The 23,631-nt window shown below is 66.5% G+C and carries 23 protein-coding genes; 13 read left to right on the forward strand and 10 right to left on the reverse strand.

Annotation, left to right across the window (positions count from 1 at the left end; all coding sequences use genetic code 11):
* The first annotated feature begins 63 nt into the window (after window positions 1-63).
* Window positions 64-831: a 5'-methylthioadenosine/adenosylhomocysteine nucleosidase gene (locus K6G35_RS14415; protein ID WP_035881143.1), complete on the forward strand. Its 768-nt coding sequence runs from the start codon at window positions 64-66 to the stop codon at window positions 829-831.
* A gap of 50 nt (window positions 832-881) precedes the next feature.
* Here K6G35_RS14415 and K6G35_RS14420 read toward each other — a convergent pair whose 3' ends face one another.
* Entirely contained in the window at window positions 882-1,142 is a 261-nt protein-coding gene (locus tag K6G35_RS14420) for a GlsB/YeaQ/YmgE family stress response membrane protein (protein ID WP_411431782.1), read from the reverse strand.
* Between the two features lie 147 nt (window positions 1,143-1,289).
* On the opposite strand from K6G35_RS14420, the gene hemA reads away from it, so the two are divergent.
* The 6 genes from hemA (at window position 1,290) to K6G35_RS14450 (ending at window position 6,364) form a co-directional block, all read left to right on the forward strand.
* Window positions 1,290-2,594, forward strand: coding sequence for a glutamyl-tRNA reductase (hemA, locus tag K6G35_RS14425; protein ID WP_008650871.1), 1,305 nt, complete (start codon window positions 1,290-1,292; stop codon window positions 2,592-2,594).
* Between the two features lie 105 nt (window positions 2,595-2,699).
* Window positions 2,700-3,782 carry a peptide chain release factor 1 gene (prfA, locus tag K6G35_RS14430; RefSeq protein ID WP_008650872.1) on the forward strand — a complete coding sequence of 361 codons (1,083 nt, stop codon included), beginning with the start codon at window positions 2,700-2,702 and terminating at the stop codon, window positions 3,780-3,782.
* Between the two features lie 162 nt (window positions 3,783-3,944).
* The gene (locus K6G35_RS14435; protein WP_008650873.1) at window positions 3,945-4,268 is read left to right on the forward strand and encodes a hypothetical protein; all 324 of its coding nucleotides are present in this window, start codon (window positions 3,945-3,947) and stop codon (window positions 4,266-4,268) included.
* Window positions 4,269-4,424: 156 nt separating this feature from the next.
* Window positions 4,425-5,288, forward strand: coding sequence for a peptide chain release factor N(5)-glutamine methyltransferase (prmC, locus tag K6G35_RS14440; RefSeq protein WP_008650875.1), 864 nt, complete (start codon window positions 4,425-4,427; stop codon window positions 5,286-5,288).
* Window positions 5,289-5,406: 118 nt separating this feature from the next.
* Entirely contained in the window at window positions 5,407-5,718 is a 312-nt protein-coding gene (gene grxD, locus K6G35_RS14445) for a Grx4 family monothiol glutaredoxin (RefSeq protein WP_008650878.1), read from the forward strand.
* A gap of 31 nt (window positions 5,719-5,749) precedes the next feature.
* Window positions 5,750-6,364: a UbiX family flavin prenyltransferase gene (locus K6G35_RS14450; protein WP_495675876.1), complete on the forward strand. Its 615-nt coding sequence runs from the start codon at window positions 5,750-5,752 to the stop codon at window positions 6,362-6,364.
* A 66-nt stretch (window positions 6,365-6,430) separates the two neighbouring features.
* Here the strand turns inward: K6G35_RS14450 and K6G35_RS14455 are convergent, their stop codons facing one another.
* The 3 genes from K6G35_RS14455 to K6G35_RS14465 all read right to left on the reverse strand — a co-directional run bounded on the left by K6G35_RS14455 (window position 6,431) and on the right by K6G35_RS14465 (window position 9,507).
* Entirely contained in the window at window positions 6,431-6,637 is a 207-nt protein-coding gene (locus tag K6G35_RS14455) for a hypothetical protein (protein WP_024570337.1), read from the reverse strand.
* 156 nt (window positions 6,638-6,793) lie between these two features.
* A complete protein-coding gene (amaB, locus tag K6G35_RS14460; protein WP_186426435.1) occupies window positions 6,794-8,317 on the reverse strand; it encodes an L-piperidine-6-carboxylate dehydrogenase in 1,524 nt (507 codons plus the stop codon).
* On the reverse strand, window positions 8,314-9,507 hold the full coding sequence (locus tag K6G35_RS14465; RefSeq protein ID WP_011517689.1) for a saccharopine dehydrogenase family protein: 1,194 nt from the start codon (window positions 9,505-9,507) through the stop codon (window positions 8,314-8,316). The genes amaB and K6G35_RS14465 overlap by 4 nt, the downstream gene beginning before the upstream one ends.
* 148 nt (window positions 9,508-9,655) lie before the next feature.
* Here K6G35_RS14465 and K6G35_RS14470 point away from each other — a divergent pair, with 148 nt between their 5' ends.
* Window positions 9,656-10,105: an Lrp/AsnC family transcriptional regulator gene (locus K6G35_RS14470; protein ID WP_008643127.1), complete on the forward strand. Its 450-nt coding sequence runs from the start codon at window positions 9,656-9,658 to the stop codon at window positions 10,103-10,105.
* 80 nt (window positions 10,106-10,185) lie between these two features.
* Window positions 10,186-10,995: a 4-hydroxy-tetrahydrodipicolinate reductase gene (gene dapB, locus K6G35_RS14475; protein WP_008643126.1), complete on the forward strand. Its 810-nt coding sequence runs from the start codon at window positions 10,186-10,188 to the stop codon at window positions 10,993-10,995.
* Between the two features lie 23 nt (window positions 10,996-11,018).
* Here dapB and K6G35_RS14480 read toward each other — a convergent pair whose 3' ends face one another.
* The 5 genes from K6G35_RS14480 to K6G35_RS14500 all read right to left on the reverse strand — a co-directional run bounded on the left by K6G35_RS14480 (window position 11,019) and on the right by K6G35_RS14500 (window position 16,607).
* Window positions 11,019-11,771 carry a hypothetical protein gene (locus tag K6G35_RS14480; protein WP_040010904.1) on the reverse strand — a complete coding sequence of 251 codons (753 nt, stop codon included), beginning with the start codon at window positions 11,769-11,771 and terminating at the stop codon, window positions 11,019-11,021.
* A gap of 101 nt (window positions 11,772-11,872) precedes the next feature.
* Complete coding sequence (locus K6G35_RS14485) at window positions 11,873-12,202, reverse strand: hypothetical protein (RefSeq protein ID WP_008643121.1); 330 nt, start codon at window positions 12,200-12,202, stop codon at window positions 11,873-11,875.
* 170 nt (window positions 12,203-12,372) lie between these two features.
* Window positions 12,373-13,941: a chloride channel protein gene (locus K6G35_RS14490; protein WP_035881116.1), complete on the reverse strand. Its 1,569-nt coding sequence runs from the start codon at window positions 13,939-13,941 to the stop codon at window positions 12,373-12,375.
* A gap of 70 nt (window positions 13,942-14,011) precedes the next feature.
* Window positions 14,012-14,983 (reverse strand): Bug family tripartite tricarboxylate transporter substrate binding protein, encoded by a 972-nt coding sequence (locus tag K6G35_RS14495; RefSeq protein WP_008643111.1) that lies wholly within the window; start codon window positions 14,981-14,983, stop codon window positions 14,012-14,014.
* A gap of 115 nt (window positions 14,984-15,098) precedes the next feature.
* Complete coding sequence (locus K6G35_RS14500) at window positions 15,099-16,607, reverse strand: acyl-CoA synthetase (RefSeq protein WP_008643109.1); 1,509 nt, start codon at window positions 16,605-16,607, stop codon at window positions 15,099-15,101.
* A 124-nt stretch (window positions 16,608-16,731) separates the two neighbouring features.
* Here K6G35_RS14500 and K6G35_RS14505 point away from each other — a divergent pair, with 124 nt between their 5' ends.
* From K6G35_RS14505 to K6G35_RS14515, 3 genes are all read left to right on the forward strand, one after another.
* Window positions 16,732-17,652 carry a LysR family transcriptional regulator gene (locus K6G35_RS14505; RefSeq protein WP_008643108.1) on the forward strand — a complete coding sequence of 307 codons (921 nt, stop codon included), beginning with the start codon at window positions 16,732-16,734 and terminating at the stop codon, window positions 17,650-17,652.
* A gap of 113 nt (window positions 17,653-17,765) precedes the next feature.
* Window positions 17,766-18,278, forward strand: a complete 513-nt coding sequence (locus K6G35_RS14510) for a winged helix-turn-helix transcriptional regulator (protein ID WP_008643106.1) — start codon at window positions 17,766-17,768, stop codon at window positions 18,276-18,278.
* Entirely contained in the window at window positions 18,265-19,632 is a 1,368-nt protein-coding gene (locus K6G35_RS14515; RefSeq protein ID WP_186426441.1) for an MATE family efflux transporter, read from the forward strand. The genes K6G35_RS14510 and K6G35_RS14515 overlap by 14 nt, the downstream gene beginning before the upstream one ends.
* A 95-nt stretch (window positions 19,633-19,727) precedes the next feature.
* On the opposite strand, the gene K6G35_RS14520 is transcribed toward K6G35_RS14515, so the two are convergent.
* Entirely contained in the window at window positions 19,728-22,166 is a 2,439-nt protein-coding gene (locus K6G35_RS14520; protein WP_495675877.1) for a carbohydrate-binding family V/XII, read from the reverse strand.
* Window positions 22,167-22,434: 268 nt separating this feature from the next.
* Here K6G35_RS14520 and K6G35_RS14525 point away from each other — a divergent pair, with 268 nt between their 5' ends.
* Window positions 22,435-23,577, forward strand: coding sequence for a metallophosphoesterase (locus K6G35_RS14525; protein WP_035881112.1), 1,143 nt, complete (start codon window positions 22,435-22,437; stop codon window positions 23,575-23,577).
* Window positions 23,578-23,631: the final 54 nt, after the last annotated feature.

A 23,631-nucleotide genomic window follows, 5' to 3' on the forward strand; every position in this document is an offset into this window, starting at 1 on the left:
CCCCGCTGGCACACCGGTATGCTGGCGCTCTCTCCGTTTCCCGCGTTTTCCGCCCTGCCTGCCATGACCCTCGGCATTCTTGCCGCCCTCCACGATGAAGTCGACGGGCTGATCGCCGCCATGCGCCACGAGGACGCGCGTGCCACGAAGCGCACGATCGGGATGCGCGATTACTACAGCGGCACGCTGCACGGCCAGCCGGTGGTGCTGGTGTTGGCACGGATCGGCAAGGTGGCCGCGGCGGCCACGACGGTCACGCTGATCCGCGAGTTCGGTGTGAATGAGATCGTCTTCTCCGGCTTGGCCGGCGGTGTCGGCCCGGAGGTTCGGGTGGGCGATATCGTGGTGGCCGACCGCACCGTCCAGCACGATCTGGACGCCCGGCCGCTGTTCCCGCGCCACGAGGTGCCGTTGCTCGCCCGGACCGAATTCCCGGCCGATCCCGGCCTCACCGGTGCTTTGCGCCAGGCCGCCGAGGACTTCCTTCGGCAAGATCTGGCCACTGAAGTCCCGGATGGCGTACTGGCTCGCTTCGGGGTGCGCGATCCGCGCCTGCACGTGGGGATGATCGCCAGCGGCGACCAGTTCATCGGCTCGCCGGCGGCGGTCAGCGGATTGCGCGAGCAATTGCCGGCGCTGCAGGCTGTGGAAATGGAAGGCGCCGCCCTGGCGCAGATCTGCTACGAATATGGCGTGCCCTACGCGCTGCTGCGAACGATCTCGGACCGGGCCGACAACACCGCACATGTGGATTTTTCGTCATTTTTGCGTGACGTCGCCAGTCACTACTCCGGGGCGATCCTGCGTCGATTCCTTGATGCAAAGGCTTGAATCCCGACAAAATCGCTCGGAGATTCCTGACTTTTTCGTCTATTCACCCGTTACCGACGCGGACGCGCAACACCCCAGACACCCACGAGCACGGCCGCGCCGATGATCGCCGCACCCCAGCCAAGCAGTTGGCCATCGGTGAACAAATGCGCCGCGCGTCCGGTGTAGAAAGCGGCCAGCGCACCCGCCACGCCCAGCAGTAGCGCGGCTGGCAGGCTGACGACGCGTCCGGACGGATGCATCTGCCGCCCCGCCAGTCCAACCACTGCGCCCACCACCGCCAAGCCGAGCATCCGCTTCCTCCGTGTCATTCGTGTCGTTTCGGCCACTTTCCAGCGGCCACGGCATAACAATACTGCAGGTGGAACAAATCGCCTCGATTCCCTGCAACCCCGCAGGCGAGCGGTATAATGACCATCGCTTCCGGCGAAGTTCCGGATGGCACGCAAACCCCACAAATGCAACTGCTCGCGATCGGTATCAATCACACCACGGCACCCGTCTCGCTCCGCGAACGTGTGGCGTTTCCGCTTGAGCAGATCAAACCCGCGCTTGGCGCGCTGCGCACCCACCTCTCGGGTCGCAACGGTACCGAAGCCGCCATTCTCTCCACCTGCAACCGCACCGAGATCTACTGCGCGACCGACGTGCTGAAGCCGGGCGAGGAAGGTTTCGAGCACACGCTGCGCTGGCTGGCGCAGCATCACAACGTCCCCGCTTCGGAATTGGCACCGCACCTGTACGCACTGCCCCAGTCGGAAGCCGTGCGCCATGCGTTTCGCGTGGCCAGCGGCCTGGACTCGATGGTGCTCGGCGAAACGCAGATCCTGGGGCAGTTGAAGGATGCGGTGCGCACCGCCGGTGAGGCCGGCGCGCTGGGCACGTACCTGAACCAGCTTTTCCAGCGCACGTTCGCGGTGGCCAAGGAAGTCCGCGGCCAGACCGAGATCGGCGCGCATTCGGTCTCGATGGCGGCCGCGGCGGTTCGCCTGGCGCAGCGCATTTTCGAGAGCGTCTCGACGCAGCGCGTGCTGTTCATCGGCGCCGGCGAGATGATCGAACTGTGCGCCACGCACTTCGCCGCGCAGATGCCGCGCCAGATCGTGGTGGCAAACCGTACGGTCGAGCGCGGCGAGAAGCTGGCAGAACAGTTGTCCGGGCAGGGGCTGACCACCCAGGCGATCCGCCTGCAGGACCTTGGCGACCGTCTGCACGAATTCGACATCGTCGTCTCCTGCACCGCGAGCTCGCTGCCGATCATCGGCCTGGGCGCGGTCGAACGCGCGGTCAAGCGCCGCAAGCATCGCCCGATCATGATGGTCGATCTTGCCGTGCCGCGTGACGTGGAGCCCGAAGTCGCACGCCTGGACGACGTGTTCCTGTACACCGTCGACGACCTTGGCGCCGTCGTGCGCGAAGGCAACGCGCTGCGTCAGGCTGCCGTGGCGCAGGCCGAGGCCATCATCGATTCCCGCGTGCTGAATTTCATGCACTGGCTGGAGACGCGCAGCGTCGTGCCCGTCATCCGCGAACTGCAATCGCAGGGCGAGGCGATCCGCCAGGCCGAAGTCGAACGCGCACGCCGGATGCTGGCGCGCGGTGACGACCCCGCGGCCGTGCTCGAGGCGCTCTCCGGCGCGCTGACCCGCAAGTTCCTGCACGGCCCGACCCACGCGCTGAACCACACCCAGGGCGAGGACCGCGAGGCGCTGCTGCGCCTGGTACCGGGCCTGTTCCGCCACAGCAGCCACTCCGAGCGCTAGCCGCTCCCTGCTTCAACGCTGGCGCGCGCCAGCGTCCGGCATCCGCGTGTCGATCCGCGCGGCCCGCCAATGCCCCCCCCTGCGACTCCGAATTCCTCCGCCAATATGAAAGCCAGCATCTCCACCAAGCTCGACCAATTGGCCGAACGACTCGATGAAGTCAACGCCCTGCTCGCCCGCGAAGACGCGACGGCGAACATGGACCAGTACCGCAAACTGTCGCGCGAACATGCCGAGCTGTCGCCGGTGGCGGAGCAGTACGGCCAGTATCGCCAGGCCCAGGACGACCTGGCCACGGCGCAGGCGCTGCTCGACGACCCAGAGATGAAGGAGTTTGCGGCCGATGAAATCGACGCGGCTCGCGAGCGTCTCCAGTCACTCGAAAACTCGCTGCAGACCCTGTTGCTGCCGAAGGATCCGAACGACGACCGCAACCTGTTGCTCGAAATCCGCGCCGGCACTGGCGGCGAGGAAAGCGCGCTTTTCGCCGCCGACCTGCTCCGCATGTACACGCGTTATGCGGAACGTCGACGCTGGCAGGTCGAGATCATGAGCGAGTCGCCCTCGGACCTTGGCGGTTACAAGGAAGTGATCGTCCGGATCGCTGGCGATGCCGCGTTTTCCCGGCTCAAGTTCGAGTCGGGCGGCCATCGCGTGCAGCGTGTGCCGGCCACCGAATCGCAGGGTCGCATCCATACGTCGGCCTGTACCGTGGCCGTCATGCCGGAAGCGGACGAGGTTGGGGAAGTCGAGATCAACCCATCGGATCTGCGCGTTGACACGTTCCGCGCGTCGGGTGCGGGCGGCCAGCACGTGAACAAGACCGACTCCGCCGTGCGCCTGACCCACCTGCCGACGGGCATCGTGGTCGAATGTCAGGACGACCGGAGCCAGCATCGCAACAAGGAAAAAGCGATGAAAGTGCTGGCAGCGCGCATCAAGGACATGCAGCTCCGCGCGGCGCAGGCCAAGGAGGCCAGCACGCGCCGCAACCTGATCGGTTCTGGCGACCGCAGCGACCGCATCCGCACCTACAATTTCCCGCAGGGCCGGGTGACGGATCACCGTATCAACCTGACGCTCTACAAGATCGACATGATCATGGATGGCGACCTCGACGAGCTGATTTCCGCACTCTCCGCCGAGCACCAGGCCGACCAGTTGGCCGCCCTGGGTGAGGAATCCTGAATATGTAACTGAGGTAAATGCTTGAAACAGCACTAGCCGGGAAAGACGCACTGTCTATAATCGATTTCGACCAGACCACCCCGATGCGTCACTTTCAAGGCTCAAGGGTTCCGAAGTCTGGATGGAAGTTCACTCCTCCAACAGACATACAAGGATGAAATCATGAAAAAACTGCTCGCTCTGCTGATGATCACCGCCGCCCTGACCGCCTGCGGCAAGAAGGAAGAGGCTCCGCAAACGAATACCGACGCCGCGATGCAGAACGCAGCGGACTCGGCCAAGGCCGCCGCCAGCAGCGCAGCCGCCGCTGCATCGGATGCCGCGGATGCCGCCAAGGCTGCCGCCAGCGATGCCGCCGCCGATGTCTCGGCTGCCGCCGACAAGGCCAAGGCCGATGCCGGCAGCGCGATGTCCGCCGCCAAGGATGCAGCCAAGGACGCCGTCAACTCCGCCGCCGACAAGGCCAAGGACGCCGTCAACAAGTAAATCCCCTACGTGATTCAGCGCGCGGCGGGGCCGGAATCGGCTTACACTAGGCGCTAATCACAAAATGCCGCGCAAAACCCCGTCGGGATGTTCCGACGGGGTTTTTTGCAAACTGGCGTACCGGTTCCCCAGATGGTCGAAGTCAGTAGTAAGCCGATGTCCCCGAATCCTCAGGGCGCGCTGCCGCCCGCCCCCACGCTGCGCGAGGCCCTGACCCTCGCAGCCATCGCCGGCCTGCCGGTGCTGGAGGCCCGCATGCTGCTCTCGCATGTGACTGGATTCACGCGCACGCAGCTGATCACGCGTGACAACGACCACCTGGACGCACCCAAACGTGACGCATTTGCCACGTTGCTGGCCCGCCGGCTCACCGGGGAGCCCATGGCCTATCTGATTGGGGAGCGTGAGTTCTTCGGCCGTACCTTCCGCGTCACGCCCGATGTGCTGATCCCCCGTCCGGATACCGAAGTGGCCGCCGAGGCATCGCTGGCACGCATTGCCGACGTCAAGGCGCCACGCGTGCTGGACATGGGCACGGGCTCGGGCATCCTGGCCGTGACGATCGCCCGCGAGCGCCCCGACGCCGATGTCTGGGCCACCGATATCTCCCGTGGCGCGCTGATGGTGGCGGAAGACAACGCCCGCGCGCTTCAGGCCGACAACATCCGATTCCTGGTTTCCGACTGGTATGAGGATTTGCCGGTCGGATTGTGCTTCAACCTTATCGTCAGCAATCCGCCGTACATCGCTGAGGGTGACCCCCATCTGGTGGAAGGCGACCTGCGGTTCGAGCCGATCGACGCCCTGACCGATCATGAAGACGGCCTGAGCGACCTGGCCACCATCGTGGCGGGCGCCACCGCGCGGCTGCTACCGGGCGGCTGGCTGCTGATGGAACACGGTTACGACCAGGGCGCCGCCATGCGCGCGCAGCTGGCCGAGGCGGGCTTTGTCGAGGTTTTCACCTCGCGCGATCTGGCTGGGCTCGAGCGCTGCAGCGGTGGCCGCCTGCCCGGTTGATTTCCGGCCCGAATACCCCTACCTGAAGGCAAGGCGCGAATCCGGTAAAATCCGGACCGCTCCCCCCATTTCAGCGGTGCCAGCCTGGCGCCGCGCGCAACCAGAACGCATATCAATCATGAGTGACGTACAGCAGAAGATCGACCAGATCGTGAAGGGCAGCCCCGTGGTCCTGTTCATGAAGGGCACCGCGCAATTTCCGATGTGCGGTTTCTCGGGCCGGGCCATCCAGATCCTGAAGGCATGTGGCGTAGACGCCCCGACCACGGTCAACGTGCTCGAAGACGAAGGAATCCGCCAGGGCATCAAGGAATACGCCAACTGGCCGACGATTCCGCAGCTCTACGTGAACGGCGAGTTCATTGGCGGTTCGGACATCATGATGGAGATGTACCAGAACGGCGAACTGCAATCGCTGCTGAAGGCTTGATGGCCTGACGGCCTTCACGCTCCAGCCCATCATGCCTGTGACCAATGGCGGCGCGCCGCAACGGCTGATCATCGCCATCACGGGCGCGACGGGCGCCATCTACGGCGTCCGGCTCCTGCAAGCGCTCCAGGGGGCGGCCGATGTGGAAACGCATCTGCTGATGTCGCCCGCCGGCGTGATGAACCTGCAGCACGAACTCGACATGGGCCGCGCCGAAGTGGAAGCGCTGGCCGATGTGGTTCACAACGTGCGCGACATCGGCGCGACGATCGCCAGCGGATCCTTCCGCGCCAACGCGATGGTCGTGGCGCCCTGCTCGATGCGCACCCTCGCGGCAATCGCCCACGGCCTTTCCGACAACCTTATCACGCGCGCGGCGGACGTCACGCTCAAGGAGCGGCGCAAGCTGGTGCTGATGGTGCGGGAAACACCGCTGAATCTGGCGCATCTGCGCAATATGACCGCGGTGACGGAAATGGGCGGGATCGTGTTCCCGCCGGTGCCCGGGTTCTACCAGAAGCCGCAGACAATCGACGAGCTGGTCGACCACACGGTCGGACGAGTACTCGACCTGGTCGATCTGCGCGAGATCGGCGAAAAGCTCGCGCCCGGTTGGGGTGGGCTGAACAGCAGCGCGGAAGATTGAAGCACTGACGCCAGCCAGGCACACCCCTCTCCCAGTGGTGGACGAGGGATGTGCCCACCATTCGCCTTACCAGTGGTAATAGCGACGGCCGTAGTAGCCGTAGTAACCGCCATACGGCCGCACCACCACGGCAGGCGGCCCCACATAGACCGGCGCGGGGGCCACAGCGATCGGCGCCGGCGCCACGGCTGGTCCGTACGGCGTGGGGTACACCGCGCAACCGCCAAGCATGGCTGCGCCAGCCACTGCCAAACCCATCAATATTGTTTTCATTTCCGCGTCCTTGTAGTGATGCTGCTACCTGCAAGAACGTTATACGGGTGGGTCTGGTAATACAGCGTCAAGCTGCTGTAACCCTTGTTACGATTCGCAACGTATTCGCGCATGTATATACGTGCGCTTTACTCACACATCCGCACATATATCCGATCAAACGTCGAAGCGGATACCCTGTGCCAGCGGCAACGCATCGCCATAGTTGATGGTGTTCGTGGCACGCCGCATGTAGCCCTTCCACGCATCCGAGCCTGATTCCCGACCACCGCCGGTCGCCTTTTCGCCGCCAAAGGCGCCGCCGATTTCCGCGCCGCTGGTGCCGATATTGACGTTGGCGATGCCGCAATCGCTGCCCGCCGATGACAGAAACCGCTCGGCTTCCCGCAGCGACTCGGTGAAGATGCACGACGACAGCCCGTGCGACGCTGCATTATTGAGCGCGATGGCCTCGTCCAGCGAGGTGTATGGCATCAGATAGAGAATCGGCGCGAAGGTCTCGGTCAGCATCGTGTCGTGCTGCGCGTCGGTCAGTACCAGCGCGGGCCGCACGTAGCAGGCATGGGGATAGCGGTCGCCAAGCAGTCGCTCCCCGCCGTGCACGACGTTCCCTTGGGCACGGCAACTCGCCAGCGCATTGGCCATCGTATCGCCCGCCGCATGATCGATCAGCGGCCCCACCAACGTGCCGTCTTCCAGCGGATCGCCAACCGGCAGCCGGGCGAACACTTGTTTCAGCCGATTGGCGACGGTCTCGATCAGATCGGCATGGACGAAGGCGCGCCGCAACGTGGTGCAGCGCTGTCCGGCTGTGCCCGCCGCCGCGAACGTCATCGCGCGAATCGTCATTTCAAGATCGGCCGATGGCGTGACGATGGCCGCGTTGTTGCCGCCGAGCTCGAGAATCGCCCGCTTGAAATGCGCGGCACAGGCCATGCCGACTTCGCGGCCCATGCGCGTCGATCCGGTCGCGCTCATCAAGCGCACGGCCGGATGCTGCACGAGGTGCTCGCCAAGCTGGCGGCCGCCGGTCAGCACGCAGCTGAGTCCGTCGAACTGTGGCGCGTGGCGTTCGAATACGCGATCGAGCAAACCCTGCGCAGCCAGCGCGCAAAGCGGTGTCTTTTCCGACGGCTTCCACACCACGCCGTTGCCGCAGACCAGCGCCAGCGCGGCATTCCACGCCCACACGGCCACCGGAAAATTGAAGGCCGAAATCACGCCGCACAGGCCATATGGATGCCAGGTTTCGCGCATCGCGTGCGCGGGCCGCTCCGAGGCGATCGTCAGTCCGTGCAACTGTCGCGACAGCCCTACCGCGAAGTCGCAGATGTCGATCATCTCCTGCACTTCGCCAAGGCCTTCCTGCAGGATCTTGCCGGACTCCAGCGAGACCAGTCGCCCGAGCGCATCCTTGTTCGCGCGCAGCGCCTCGCCAAAGCGCCGCACCACCTCGCCCCGCGCTGGCGCCGGTGTCAGCGCCCAGGTGGTCTGGGCCGCATGGGCGCGCGCGATCCGCGCGTTGGCCTGCGCGGCATCACACATCGCAAGCTGGCCGAACACCTCGCCGTCGATCGGCGAACGCACGGCCAGCACGCCTGGCGCGGCGCCTTCGGCTGGCGTCCACGGTGGCGGCAGGTCCATGGCCTGCCAGCAGGCTGCGATCTCTTGCGCTTTCATGCGAGCGTCTCCTGTAGCGGATGATGCGAGTAGTGCTGGCCGAAGCGGTTGGCCAGGAACCGGTCGAGCGGCATGGCTTCCTGCGGCACGAACCCGGCCTGCGGCAGCACGCCCGTGGCCACAAGGTCGAGCGCCGTGCAGATGCCCGCCGCCGTGGTCAGCTGGATCGCGTTGACGTGGCCAATCCCGGCAAAGTCCGCCATGCCGCCGATGCGCGCGGAGAACGATGCCTGCGTGAGCGGTCCACGCTTGCCCTCGCCCCTCACGCCGGGCGGATGCCCGGTGGCGCTGGCGAAGACGATCACCACGTCCTGCTCGGTGACCGGAATCGCGTGCTCGAAGATCTCGCGCAGCCACTCGCGCCGTTCGCGCAGCCGCAGGTCGTTCAGCAGCAGTTTCATCTGCGCGCAGTGCCCGGGGTAGCGGATCGACTTGTAGTCGACTTGCCGCGCATGGCCTGCCAGGGTGTCTGGCAAGGTGCCCAGCCCTCCAGATGTATTAAAGGCCTCGTATTCGACGCCGTCCAGTGCGAAGGTCTCATGCCCTTCCAGCGCGGGCAGCTCCACGCGCCGACCGTCGACGATGGCTTCGCACGGGTTGCAGTACTCGTTGATCAGCCCTTCGGTGCTCCACGTCAGGTTGTACTTGAGCGCGTTGCTCGGATAGCGCGGCAGCGCGCCCACGCGCATCCGCAGATCCAGAAGTTCGCCGCCGCCGCGCAGGAAGCGCTGCGCAAGGTCGTGGCCAACCACGCCGATGAAACCCGGCGCGAGCCCACACTGGGGCATCAGCACGGCACGCGCGCTCCGCCCCAGTTCGCGAATCACCCGGGTGGCGGCCACATCCTCGGTCAGGTCGAAGTAGTGCACGCCAAGCCGCGCCGCCACTTTTGCCACGTTGACGGCGGCATGGAACGGCAACGCATTGAGCACCGCATCGGCGCCGGCCAGCAGCGCCGCGCAGGTGCCGGGTTCGGTTGGATCGCCCGCGCGCACGGCGATCTGGCGCGGCATGCCGTCGAGCCGGTGCGCGTCGTGATCGACCAGGCAGACACGGTAGTCGCCAGAGGCGGCCAGCATCGCGGCAATCACACGGCCGATCTTGCCGGCGCCGAGCACCACCACGGATAGCGGCCGTGGTGCCAGGGTCAGGTCGCGCACGGCGGCGGGACCAAGCGTTGAGGGTTGCATGGCGGGCTCCGTCAGAAGGTCATGAAAAGCATTCGTTGTGACTGAAGTATGGGCAGCAACGCGCACGTTTTGTAGCCACAAGATTGACGAAAGCCCGGCATAATCCGACGTATCGACGTCCAATACTGACGAATCGTCAGAGCGAGCCATGGCAGAACTCGACCAGACCGATCGGCACCTGCTGGCGCTGCTGCAGGCCAACGCACGCGAGAGCGCTGCAAACCTGGCACGCGCGCTCGGTATCGCCCGTACCACCGTGGTGGCGCGTATCGCACGACTGGAGAAGATCGGCGTGATCGCCGGCTACGGCGTGCGGCTGGGTCGCCAGATGGAAGACAACGCGATCCTGGCGTTCTGCGGGCTCTCCGTGCAGCCCAAGGCGTCCCCTGCCGTGGTGCGCGCATTGCAACGCTTCCCGGAAATCGAGGAACTCAATTCGGTCAGCGGCCCGGTGGACTACATGGCGGTGATCCGCTGCGACTCGCATGCGCGGCTCGACAAACTGCTCGATGAAATCGGGATGCTCGATGGCGTCAATCACACGCAGACGTCGATCGTGCTGGCGCGGAAGATCGACCGGCGACGGGCAGCTGGCTAGGCGAAGCAGGTCAACCGGCCCTGCCAAGCGCCCACCGCGCGGCTGCACTATCCTCTACGTACTCAGGAGCGGAGACCAATATGAACAATGACATTCGCGTTGCTGTCGGTGGTGTCACTGGCTGGGCCGGTGGCGAGCTGGCACGCGGCGTGGCGCATGCCGCCGACATGACACTGGTGGCGGGCCTGTCGCGCGGCGCGGCGGGACAGGCGCTGGCGAAACTGACGGGGCACGCCGACACGCCGGGCATTGCCGTGGCCAGCATCGAGGAACTGAACCAGACGCCTTACGACGTCTATGTCGAATACACCGAGCCGGTCATCGGCAAGCACAACATCCTGCAGGCGCTGGCGCGCGGCGCGCACGTCGTGGTGGGCACCTCGGGGCTGACGGACGACGACTACGTGGAAATCGACGCCGCCGCGCGCAAGGCTGATCGTGGCGTGCTGGCTTGCGGCAATTTCGCGATCACGGTGGTGCTGCTGCAGAAGTTTGCCGAAATGGCCGCGCGCCATCTGGAGCACTGGGAAATCATCGACTACGCCAAGGCTGGCAAGGTCGACGTGCCGTCTGGCACGGTCCGCGAACTCGCATTCCGGCTCGGTCAGGTCAAGGCCGCCGCGCAGGTGGTGCCGATCGACGAGCTCAACGGCCCGAAGGAAACGCGCGGCGCGACGATGTCAGGCACGCAGGTGCACGCGGTGCGGCTGCCCGGCTACCAGCTCGGTGTAGAGGTGATCTTCGGCGCCGATGGCCAGCGCCTGCACCTGAAGCACGAAGCCGGCGACGGCTCGAAGCCGTACGTGTCCGGTGCGCTGCTCGCGATCCGCAAGGTCCACACCGTGCGCGGCGTGGTCCGCGGACTCGACAAGGTGATGGAAGGGCTCTGACGAGCCCGACGACTCCGGGCGCCTTACCAGCTGCCGGGGTTCACCGGTTTGACGGGCGCCTTCTTCTCCGCCTTCTCCTTCTCGGCTTTCTCGGTCCCCTTGCCGGACTTCGCCGCCGCGTCTGACGCCGGCGGCGCGAGCGACTTGGCCACCGCGGCATCGCGATTGGCCATCAGCGCGCGCGCCTGCGGCAGCAGCAGTTCGATCGTGCCTTCGGACGGGTCCTCTGGAATCGCGTACAGCTCGACCGTCAGCGGGCGATGCATCCAGCCCGCGTGAATGGTCTTCACCGCATTGCCGGCCTTGTCCTTCATGTCGACCATTTCCTTGCGGAACGGCTTGCCGTAGCGCGCGGAGAGCGACTGCTCGGCGGCATCCTGCGACTTGATGCCATCCGTCGGCACCATCACGCCCACCAGCGCATTGCCGTCGACGAACGCCAGCAGGTGCGGGCCATCCATGAAAACCGGACGCTTGTCGCGCGGCACGCCAATCTGGCGCATCGTGCCGTCGCCGCGCAGCTCGACGCATAGCGCTGTCACGTCCTTGCCATCCGGCGTGCGGTGGTCGGCACAATCGGCCAGCGCGGGCAGCGGGTTGCCGATCTCGAGCGTGCCGAGGATCTGGGCCAGCGCGTCAGTCCCGGTGGGGGCCGGCGCGGCAGCTACGGCAGCTACGGCAGGTGCGGCGGGTTTCGCGGGTGTTGCGGGTGCGGCATGGGCGACGGACGTCGCCAGCAGGCTGGCGAGCGCCAGCCCGGCAAGAGGCAATCTCAAAACTCACTCCTGAAAACGGCTCCGCGTTGGAGTCGGCCCCGCGCCGAGGGTTCAAACCCGTCCACCGGAGTGACGTCTGGTCGACAGATTGGCCGAGGCGGCTAGCGGAGCATGTGCTTCACGGCGTTGAAGCATACCAGCGCGAGGCCGATCAGCACCGCCCACAGGATCAGGCGCGGTATCGGGCTCGGTGGAAGCTGGCGCGACGGGGTACGCTGCATGACGGGCATGCGCATACGGGAGTTGGTCTGCAATCCGCGCGTGTGCCAGATGGTGGTGTCCGCGCCAAGGTCCGCCGCCTGGGGCGTTTCGCGCCGAGGCTGGCTGCCCGGCGCCCTGGCTTGCGTGCTGGTATTGGTGCTGGTACTGGTCGAAGCCTTGCTGGTGGAACTACTGGTCGAACGCGTGCCGACCGGTCGTTGCGTGGCCATCCCCTGCTCCCCGATTGCATCGATTGCCGACGTATCAGTGTGCCGCCGGTACACACGCGTGGCCGCCGGTCTGCAGCCCCCGGTCCACGCGCGGCACATGTTAAGACAAAGTGGCCGCGTCCGCCACCGCGCCTTTCCTCTGGCAGCGGCGGCAACCACGCGTCACGCCTTCACGTGGACGCAGACGCTGACTTCCGGCCGATCGACATTGCCTCGCGGCGGAAGGCGTGGCCCATGTGGTGATAGAACGGATGCGGATTGAACTGACGCGACAGGAACGACGCCAGCAGCGACGCCGCGAGCAGGTAGATCGTCAGATCCTGCGTGCGGGTCATCTCCATCACGATCACGCTGGCCGTGATCGGCGCCTGCGTGGCGGCGGCCAGGAATGCGGCCATCGACACCAGCGCCAGCACGCGCGGCTCGGTCGCGCCCGAGAGGAAATGGGACACGGTATCGCCGATGCCCGCGCCGATGGCCAGCGAGGGGGTGAAGATGCCGCCCGGGATGCCCGCGAAATACGACACCACGGTGGCAACGAACTTCGCCAGCCCGAACCAGATCGTGCTGTGCGGCGTGCCGTTGATCAGGCCGGATGCCTGCTCATAGCCCGTGCCGAACGTCGCGCCCGCGGTTGCCCAGCCGAGCGCGGCCACGACGAGGCCGCAGAAGAACGCCACCATGACCGGATGCGCGTTCAGCCAGCCGCGCCACGATGTCGGTGTCAGGCCCGGCACCCCTGCGATCAGCAGCTTGGCGAACAGCCCGCCCATCACGCCGTTGACCACGGCGCAGAGCAGCACTGGCCCCCAGGCGTCGTGCAGCACCAGCATCGGCACCTTGACGCTGAAGTACGGATTGTTGCCGAGCACTGCCAGTGACAGGAAGCCTGCCGTCAGCACGCCGGATAGCACCAGCCTGTCCCAACGCACCGACGTGCCACGGCCCAGTTCCTCGATCGCGAACACCACCCCGGCGAGCGGCGTGTTGAAGGCCGCGGCAAGACCGCCGGCCGCACCGGCAGCGATCAGCGCGTTCGGATGAAAGCCGATGCGAAACTGGAGCTTCTCATGACACAAGCGGCCCCACGCCAGCATGGCTGCGGCGCCGACCTGGACCGATGGCCCTTCACGGCCCACCGAGGCACCGGCCAGCAATGCGCCGGTCGTCAGCAACACCTTCCACATGGATTGCCGGAACGAGACCAGCACGGTCTGCGCAACGCCCGCCGGCGGCAGCGTCACGGCGGCGATCACCTGCGGAATGCCACTGCCGCGCGCCTGCGGCGCCAGTCGAATGGTCAGCCAGCGCAATGCGGCCAGCCCGAACGGCAGGATCACGAACGCCAGCCATGGGGTGGCCGTCGTCAGCTTCGCGTTCCAGTTCAGCGCCACTTCGGCGATGTATGCAAAGACGATCGAGAACAACGCCACGAAGCCCGCGCCGCACATGAACGCACCATAGCGAATGGTGGTGCGCGAGATTCGGCCAAACTGGCGCGTCTTGCGGAATGCGGTGCTGCGCGCGTGGAAGCGCAGCTTGCTCAGTCGATCGGGGCGGTCCGGGTGTGGCGTGGATTGGGAATCTGGGGGCTTGCCGGCACCAGAAGGTGGTGTGCCTTTGGCGGGATCGGAGGGACCGGAAGAGTTGGACGAATCAGGCGGCTCGGCGGAATCGGTCATGGCGTCGATGCGTGAGCGTTGGCAGCGGGGGATGATGACAGAGGCTGCCGGAGGCATCCAGCGCCTCCGGCAGCCCTCAACTATACGCCCGTCGCTCCCGCTGTCGCGCCAGCCTTCGGCCTAAATCTCAATCCAGCGTGATGTGGTTGGCACGAATCACCTTGCCCCAGTTGTCGCGATCGGCGGTCACATAGCGGTCGATCTCGGCCTGCGTGCGCGGCGGCTGCACCACGAACCCGAGCGCGTTGAACGTGTTGCGGAACTGCGTCTCCGTCAGCACGTGCGATGCTGCGGCTTGCAGCTTTGCGACGGCATCGGGCGGTGTATGCGCCGGCACCGCCAGACCGAACCATGTGGCGGCGCGGAAGTTCGGGTAGCCGCTCTCGGCGACGGTCGGCACGTTGGGCAGCACGTCGAGCCTCGAGCTTCCGGTCACGGCCAGCGCCTTGAGCTTGCCAGCCTTGATATGCGGCAGCGACGTGCTGACCACGTCGACCATAAGCTGGACGTTGTTACCCAGCAGCGCGGACAGCGCCGGCGCCGAGCCGTTGTACGGCACGTGCGTCATCTCGATGCCGAGTTCGGTCTTCAACATCTCGGTGGCGAGCTGCAGCGAATTGCCGAGCCCCACCGACGAATAATTGAGCTTGCCATTGGCAGCCTTGGCGTAAGCCGCGAACTCCTTAATGTTGTTGGACGGTACCTGGTTATTGACGACCACCACGAGTGGCGCTTCCACACCGACCGTGATGATCTTGAATTCCTGCGGCTCGTAGCCGGGCTTCTTGTAGAGCATCGGATTCAGCACCATGCTCGCGCTGGTGACCAGCAGCACCGTGTAGCCGTCCGGCTGCGCACGCGCCACGCTCTGCGTTCCGATCATCGTGTTCGCGCCGGGGCGGTTCTCCACGAGCACGGGCTGCTTCAGTTCCCGCGATACGCCTTCGGCAATCCCGCGGCCGAACTGGTCGGTCGAGCCGCCGGGCGCGTAGGGCACCACGAGCTTGATGGGCCGATCCGGCCATGCGGCGGACGCGGATGACAGGGTCGTGGCAAGGCCGAGCGCTGCCGCGGCCAGGATGGCGGTTCTGCGATGCATGTTGTCTCCTGCTGCTTTGTGTTTTATGTGTGTTGTCTCCCCGCCCCCGCAAAGCGGGAAAGCGGAGTCTGTCAGTGGCCGACGCCGACGCCGACGCCGGCGCGGCCGGCTTCCGTCAAACCCTCCGCTGCCGCCCTGCCCAGTGCTGGTCGCGCAGCCGACGCTTTGCCAGCTTGCCCGTCTCGTCGCGCGGCAACTGCGCGACGATTTCGATCGTGCGCGGCACCTTGAAGCCGGACAGCCGGCCTCGCATCCAGTCGATCACGGCCGCCGGATCGAGCGTCGCGCCGGCCGTCGGCTGAATCACGCCGTGGAGCCGCTCGCCATACTCGTCGTCCGGCACGCCAAACACCACGCAATCGGCCACGCCGGGATAGCGCACGAGTTCATGCTCGATCTCGGCCGGATAGATGTTCACGCCACCCGAGATGACCATGTCCGACGCGCGGTCGCAGATGAACAGGTAGCCATCCGCATCGAGGTACCCCATGTCGCCAAGCGTGACGCGTCCGTCCACATCGATCGTCCGTCGTGCGGCATCGTTGTTCAGGTAGGTGAAATCGGGATAGGCGGGCTGGCGGACGTACACGAGCCCGACTTCGCCAGGCGCGCAGGGTCGTCCGGATTCGTCGATGATGCGCACGCTGGCCGCATCGACCGGACGCCCCGCCGTGCCCGGACGCGCGGCCGCGTCCTCGGGCGTGGCCACGGTGACCATGCCTGCCTCGCTCGACGCATAGGTTTCGTGGATTACCGGGCCGAACCAGTCGAGCATGGCGCGCTTGACCTCCGGCGCGCACGGCGAGCCGGTGGACGCGACAAAGCGGATCGACGACAGGTCGTAACGCGCGCGCACCTCGGGCGGCAGCTTGAGCAGGCGCACGTACATGATCGGCACGAGGTAGAGCACGTCGATGCGATGCTTCTCGACCAGCGCCAGCACCTGCTCCGCGTCGAAGCGCGGCGTCAGTACCAGGCGCTCGGCCATCTGCAACGCGTTCTGGATAAAGACACCGGGCGCGCTGTGATAGAGCGGCGCGGACATCAGCGCACGGCACCCGGGCACGATCCCGATGGCCTTGGCCACCACCGATCGCATGCGCGCGGTCTGGTCCTCGAGTTCGCCCAGCGGCACCGCGCTGCGCAGCACGCCCTTGGGACGGCCGGTGGTGCCCGACGTATAGGCCAGATGTCCACGCGGCGCAACGCGTGGGCCGTCGTACGGCGATTGCGTGGCGAGCCAGGGTTCGTAGGCGATGGTGCCGGTAGCGGTGGCATCGGCGTCGCTGCCGTTCACGGTCAGCACGGTCATGCCTGCGGGAATCACTTCGCGCATCGACGGGAACAGATCGGCCTCGATGATCAGCACGCGGGCGCTGCTGTCCTCCAGCAGGAAGCGGGCTTCCTCCGGCGTGAAATGCCAGTTGATCGGGCAGTAGTAGACGCCAGCCGTCCGGCACGCGAAGACGACGTCGGCAAACACCGGGTCATTGCGCAGCATCACGGCCACCACCGCGCCCTCCTCGAGCCCCAGCCGCCGCAGGCCACCCGCCAGCCGGTTACCGCGGTCGAGCACTTCGGTGCCGGTGCGGTGCAACGATTCGAACCAGAGGTCTGCGGCCATGCGGGGTCTCCTGTCTGCGCATTTTGTTGACCGAACACTGTAGCGGTGCCTACTGGCATCGACAATGCCTCCGACTGGAATCACAATGTTGCGTCAAACTTGACAATGCTCAACCAGGCGCTTTATGGATCTCCATCTCGTCCAGGCTTTCGTCGACATCGTGGAAGCCGGCAATCTGGCCGAAGCCGGCCGGCGGCGCGGTGTCACGCGTTCGCAGATCAGCCGCCAGCTTGGCCAACTGGAAGAACAGGCCGGCGCGATGCTGCTGCGGCGGACCACGCGCCGGCTAGAGATGACCGACGCAGGACAATCGCTCTACGAGCACGGCTTGCGCATCCTGCAGGAAGTGGCGGCCGCGCAGGCCGAGATCGACAGCCTGGGCAAGACGCTGCGCGGTCACGTGCGCGTGAGCGTGCCCACCGGCCTGGGCGATGCGTTCATCGCCCCGTTGCTGCTGCAGTTCGCCGAGAAACACCCGGGCATCTCGCTGCGCGTGTTCTTTGCCAACCGTGTGACCGACCTGATCGCGGCGGAAATCGACGTTGCGCTCAAGGTAACGTCCGAACCGCCGCTCGATACCGTGGCGCGCGACGTGTGTCCGATCCACTGGCAACTCTGCGCCTCGCCCGCCTATCTGGCCGGCATTGCGCCGATCCAGCAGCCCGCCGATCTGGCCGCCTGCCGCTTCCTCTGCCCGCCCTACACGTCCAGACGCTTCCTGCTGACTTTGGGCCGCGATACCTGCGACGGCCCGGAACGCGAGGATGTCGACATCACGCCGTACCTGCAGTCCGAACACTTTCCCTTCCTGATGAATGCCGTGCGCCAGGGGCACGGCATCAGCCTTCTGCCGCTCTACATGACCTGGGAAGATGTGCGGCGCGGCACGCTGGTACCCGTGCTGCCCGACTGGAAGCCCAAGGGACTGGGCAACCGGCTCTACATCTTCACCACCGCGAATCCGCATCTGTCGATGGCCACGCGGGCGCTGATCGGCTTCCTGCGCGAGACGGTGGCGGAGCTGGAGGTGTTCAAGGAGCGCTGAAGGCTCCACATCGCGCGCCATCGTCGATTTGCACTCGCTCTGCAAACTTTCAATTCGCAAGCTATGATTCATGCCAAAGCTTGCAAGCTGAAAGTAAAAGAGCGAGGAGACACATGGTACCGACCGATTTTTCCACCATGCCCTGCCCGATCGCGCGGTCGATGGCGATGCTGGGCGAGCGGTGGGCGATTCTGCTGATGCGCGAGGCCTACTACGGCAGTTCGCGTTTCGATGAGTTCGAGAAGAACCTGGGCATTGCCCCGAACATACTTAGCGCCCGACTCAAGACGATGGTCGAGCACGGGCTGCTCGACAAGGTGCCGGCCCCGGGCGGCGGCGCGCGCCACGTCTACGTGCTCACCGAGATGGGCCGCGACTTCTTTCCCGTATTCGTTACGCTGAAGGACTGGGCGGACCGGTGGCTGGCCGATCCGAAGGGTCCGCTCACCGTGCTCGAAGACAAGCGCGAGGGCAAGGAGATCCTCGCCGGCAAGCTGACGCGCGACGATGGCAGCGCGATCACCGTGGACGACCTGCGCGTGAAACCCGGCCCAGGCGCCGGACGGTATCTGCGCGCGCGTTTTGGCGAACCATCCTCGGAGGCGGCCGATCATGCGAAAGTCTGATGCGCTTGCGCTCGATGGTTCGGCAGCCCTTGCCGAGCCGGTGCCCGCCACCGAGATCGCGCGCGGCATTGCCGTGCTGGCCGCGCCGACCAGTCTGGTGGCATTCCTGCAGGCCGGCGCGCAACTGATCGAAACCTGGCTGGCCGCGCGGCAAGGTACGGCATCGCTGGCCGGATGGGCGGTGGTGCTGCCATTCGCGCTGCTGCTGCAACAGATGTCGACGGGAGCAATGGGCGGTGGCGTGGTATCGGCCATCGCGCGCGCGCTCGGTGGCGGCAAGCGCGAGGAGGCATCGTCGCTGGTGCTCCACGCGCTGATCATCGCGGTGACGGCCGGGCTGATTTTCGCAATCGTGCTGGCAGGCTTTCCGCGCAGTGTGTTCGGTGCGGTGGCCGGCGCGACGGCAGCCGAAGCCGCGGCGAGCTACGCGATCTGGCTGTTCGGCGCCGGTGCCGTGCCCGCGTGGCTGGCCAATACGCTGGCATCGGTGCTGCGCGGTGGCGGACGCCACGCGCTGGCGGCGCGTGTGCTGGGCGGCATGTGGGTGGTGTTTCCGGTGCTGTCCTGGTGGCTGGCGGAGCGCGTCGGCATGGGCCTGGCAGGCATCGGCGCGGCCCTGGCGGCCGTGTCATGGGGGGCGGCGCTGGTGATGGCCTATGTGGTGTTCCGTGGCGGCGCGGGCTTCGTGCCGTCGCTGCGCATCCGCCCGTCGAAGGCGCTGTTCTACCGGATTCTCTCCATCGGCCTGGTGGCCTGCGCTCTCGCATCGGTCGCCAACCTGACCACGATTCTCGTCACGGCCCAGTTGCGGCACTACGGCACCACGACCGTAGCCGCGTATGGCATCTCCGCCCGGCTTGAATTCCTGATGATCCCGCTCGCGTTCGGCGTGGGCTCCGCGTTGACAGCCCTGGTGGGCCGCGCCGTGGGCGCCGGTGACTGGCATACCGCGCGCCGCACCGCCTGGGTCGGCGCGTTGCTCGCCTTGCTGATTGCCGGGACGGTAGGCGCGGCGGTCGGGCTGGCGCCAAACCAGTTTGCCGGACTGTTCACCCAGGACCCCGATGTCGGCGCGATTGCCGCGCGCGCGCTGTCGTGGGTCGGCCCGGCGTTCGGCGGCTTCGGCCTGGGGATGGCGCTCTACTTCGCGTCGATGGGTGCGGGCCGTATGCGCTGGCCGATCGCCGCGGGCCTGTGCCGTATCGCCCTGGCGGCGGGCGGTGGCTGGCTGCTGGCCAACGTCGCCGGGATGGGGCTTGACGGACACTTCCTCGGCGTGGCGCTCGGCATCACGTCATACGGGCTCGTCACGGCCATCGGCGTGCGCAAGGGGGAATGGTCGCCGCGCCACTGACGGTCGGCGGTCGGCGGTCGGCGGTCGGCGGTCGGCGGTCGGCGGTCGGCGGTCAGCGGTCAGCGGTCAGCGGCTAGCCGCTGGCCGCGGCCTCCTTACCTGCGGAATCCCCCGCGGAAGTGGCCGCCACCACCGCCACCGAAACGTCCACCCCCGCCCTGGAATCCGCCGCCGCCGATACGGCCCTGCCATTGCTGCGCCGCTGAGCTGTTGAAGCGCTGCTGACCGGCCTCGCGCGCCTGGCGCTGCTGCTCGAGCTGGCCCTGCACATTGCTGTTCGGCTGCACCGGTTGCCAGCCGCTTGGCGTGTGCTGCTGCCAGCCGTTGTCGGTGTGCTGGTAGACGTTGCCGTCGTGCCCGGCGTAGACATTGCCGTTGTTCCAGGCCACGGCATTGCCCTTGTCCGGGTTGGCGACGAATCCGCGGCTGCCCGCCGTGTGCTGCCCGGTCTGGGTATTGCCCGCGACGCCCGCTTCCGCCGCGCCGACGCGTCCGGTCTGCGCGTTGTAGCCCGCGGCCTGCCGCCCGGCCGCATAGTTGCCGTTGTACTCGTTGCCGACCACACCGCCACGCGCGGCGCCTTCGCGGCCGGTGGAAGGATTGGCGAACGAGCCCTGGCGCCCCGCCGCATAGTTGCCCGAGTACGGATTGAACGCGGCGCCCCGGCTGCCCTGGTAGCGCGCCCCGGTAGCAGCGTTGTAGCCGTAGCCGGCCGTGCCGCGCCATTGCGTGCCCGTCCAGGCATTCCAGCCCTCGGCGTGCGTGACCGTGCCCTGCCCCCAGCGGCCGTAGAAGTTGGCTTGGTTCACGTTCACGTAGTTCCAGTTGTACGGGCCGCCCCACCAGTACGGGCCCCAGTACGGAGCCGCCGCGCCCCAGATCGCGCCAGCCGCGAATCCGAAAGCGAAGCCTTCGGCCACGCCGATGCCAAACCCGGCGCCATAGCCATAGGTCACCGGGTATCCGTAGTAGTAGGTGCCGACATACGGCGGATAGACGTAGCCGGTGCCGTAGACCACGGTGCCGTCCGGGCTGACCACGACGCCCATGTAGCCGGGTGTGTAACCCACCACTACCGCTTCCGGCGTCACCGAATAGATGCGCACATAGGTCACGTAGTACACCGGCGAGCTCGGCGGAATCGTGTAGATCGCGGAAGGCACCTCGGTCGCGACCACCCACGGGCCGACCGGCGCACCGGAGGTGAACCAGATGCCGTTCGACACCGCGTAGTAGCGACCGCTATCGACCTCGATCACGGGCGTGCCGGTGTTCACCGCATAGCGCAGCGACGTACCGGTGATCGGCTCGAATTTCGGCGCGCCATCATAGGTCGCGGTCATCGTGGCCTTGGTGCGCGACACCGAGGCCGTCTGCGGAATCGTCGCCGCGATCTCCGCTTCCCGGGCCTGCGGCGTGCCGGGGACGGACACCAGCACGTTCGCCTTCGGGTCCTGCGGCGAGATCTTGGTGAAATTGGCGGGCAGCTTGTCGCCGGGGACGAACTCCCACGGCCCGCTCAGTACCGGCGCCCGGAACCAGCGGCCAGAGATCAGCACGTAGTACTGGTTGGTCGACGGGTCTAACAGCACGGCGTGATCGGCGTTCCCCACCGTCAGCAGCTCGACACCACCGACCGGCTTCATCTGCGGCTCGCCGTCGGTGATCACCAGTTCCGCAGGGCCGGTTGCCAGCAATATGGTGGGCGGCCTGGCGGGCTTCTTGCCGTCGGCAGGCATCATCGGATCGGGCCTGGTCTGGTCCTTGGCCGCCTGCAACTTGCTGGCGGCGCCCAGCACGGCCGCGGGCGGGTTGGCCACGCTATCCCAATGGCCACCGGCCGATTCCGACCGATACCAGTAACCCGCCGCCTGCAGCCACAATTCGCCGCCCTGCTCGCGCAGCATCAGCGCGCGGCTGTTGATCGCGCGCTCGATCTGCGTGCCTGGCACTGCGCGCCAGACCGGCTCGCCATCGACATGCACGAGCAGCGTGGGCGTGGTCGCGAAGAAAATCTGCGGCACGTCGTTCTTGACCGGCACCCTTGTTGCGCGAGCCAGTTCCTGCGACACCGCGTAGCTGGCCTGCAGTTCATCGAGCGGGACGGTCAGCCCCTTGGGCGGCAGCCGTCCGATCAGCGCGGTGCGCACCTTGTCGGCCGCATCGGGGCGTGTGGGCACGTCAACGCTGTCGATCTGGATCTGCGTGAGCTGGACCAGCCCGGACGGCTTGTCGATATCGGCCTGCGCCGAGAACCGGGCCACGCCATAGGTGGGCGTGCCGTCCTTCTCGCCAACGGCCACCGCAGCCCGACCCGACAGCCGGTTGCCTTCCCATTTCTCGATCTCAGGCTGATAGAGCTCGATGTGCTCCCCTGCGGCGTCGAAATTGCGTGGCCAGTTCAGCGACGGCAGCTTCTGGGCCGCGCTGGCCGAGGTTCCGGGGTTGGCGGCCAGGACGGCCGGCGTGGCCGCCGTCAGCAGGGCGGCTGCCATCAGCGCCTGGCTCAGGAAGGTGCGCTTCGGGAATGACATGAGATCTCCGGCATGAGTGAGCAGTATGCGACACCGCGCGTATCGTCGGTCGAATCTAAAGTAGTGCGAAGACTGGAACAATCCGCCTCGAAAACATTCAGGATGACCACGGAAACCTGACAGATCACCTTCCCTGGGCCGGGCGAGGATTTCGCGACGATGGCGTGCTTCCTCCTGCTCCCCGGTTGATGTTACGCCTCTCGAAACCCCTTGAAGCGCCCCGTCTGCGCCCTCACTTTCTAACGATCTCATCTTCGCGCCCCCCGCCATGAGTGCCATACGCTCCCGACGTTCGCTACTGATCCCCGTGCTGATCATGGCGCTGCTCCATGTCTATATCGGCGTGCGGCTGCTGCCCGGTCTGCCGGTGCCAATGATCGTCCACAGCCTTGCCGTGCTGTGGCTCATCGCCTCGACCCTGCTGATGCCAGCCGCGTTGATGGCGCGCCGACTATCGACGCCATGGGCCGACCAGCTTTCGTGGGTCGGCATGATGGCGATGGGGTTCTTCTCGTCGCTGCTGGTGCTGACCATTGCGCGCGACCTCTTCCTGTTGGTGACGCTAGCCATCGGCTGGCGCCCGCCCGGCCTGACGGGCTATAGCGCCCTGGGCGCGATTGCGCTGGCCCTCGCCGTGACGGTGATCGGCTTCTTCCAGGCGCGCGGGCTGGCGAAGGTCAAGGAAGTGGACGTGCCGATCGCCAACCTGCCCGACGCGCTGCACGGTTTCACGATCGCGCAGATCAGCGATATCCACGTGGGACCCACCATCAAACGCCCGTATATCGATCGCATCGTCGATCGCGTGAACAGCCTGGCGCCCGATGCGATCGCCATCACAGGCGACCTGGTCGATGGCTCGGTGCGCGAGCTTTCCGCGCACACCGCGCCATTCGCGCGGCTATCGGCGCGGCACGGCGCGTACGTGGTCACCGGCAACCATGAGTACTACTCTGGCGCGGAAGCCTGGATCGCGGAGCTGCGCCGCCTGGGGCTGCGCGTGCTGATGAACGAACACGTGGTGGTCGAGCGGGGCGACGCCTCGCTAGTGCTCGGCGGCGTGACCGACTTCACGGCCGGGGGCTTCATCGAAAGCCATCGCAGCGATCCGGTGCAGGCCCTGGATGGCGCGCCCCGGGACGCGGCTGCGCGCGTATTGCTGGCGCACCAGCCACGCACTGCGCCGGCTGCGGCTGCGGCGGGCTTCGATCTGCAACTGTCGGGTCATACCCACGGGGGACAGTTCTGGCCGTGGAACCTGTTCGTGCCGATGCAGCAGCCCTACGTGCATGGGCTGAACCGGCATGACAACCTGTGGGTGTATGTGAGCCGTGGAACCGGCTACTGGGGACCCCCGAAGCGGTTCGGGGCGCCTTCGGAGATTACGCTCGTGAGGCTGGTGAGGGCGTAAGGCTGGTGAGGGCGTAAGGCTGGTGAGGGCGTAAGGCTGGTGAGGGCGTAAGGC

The sequence above is a fragment of the Cupriavidus sp. HY129 genome (assembly GCF_059492215.1).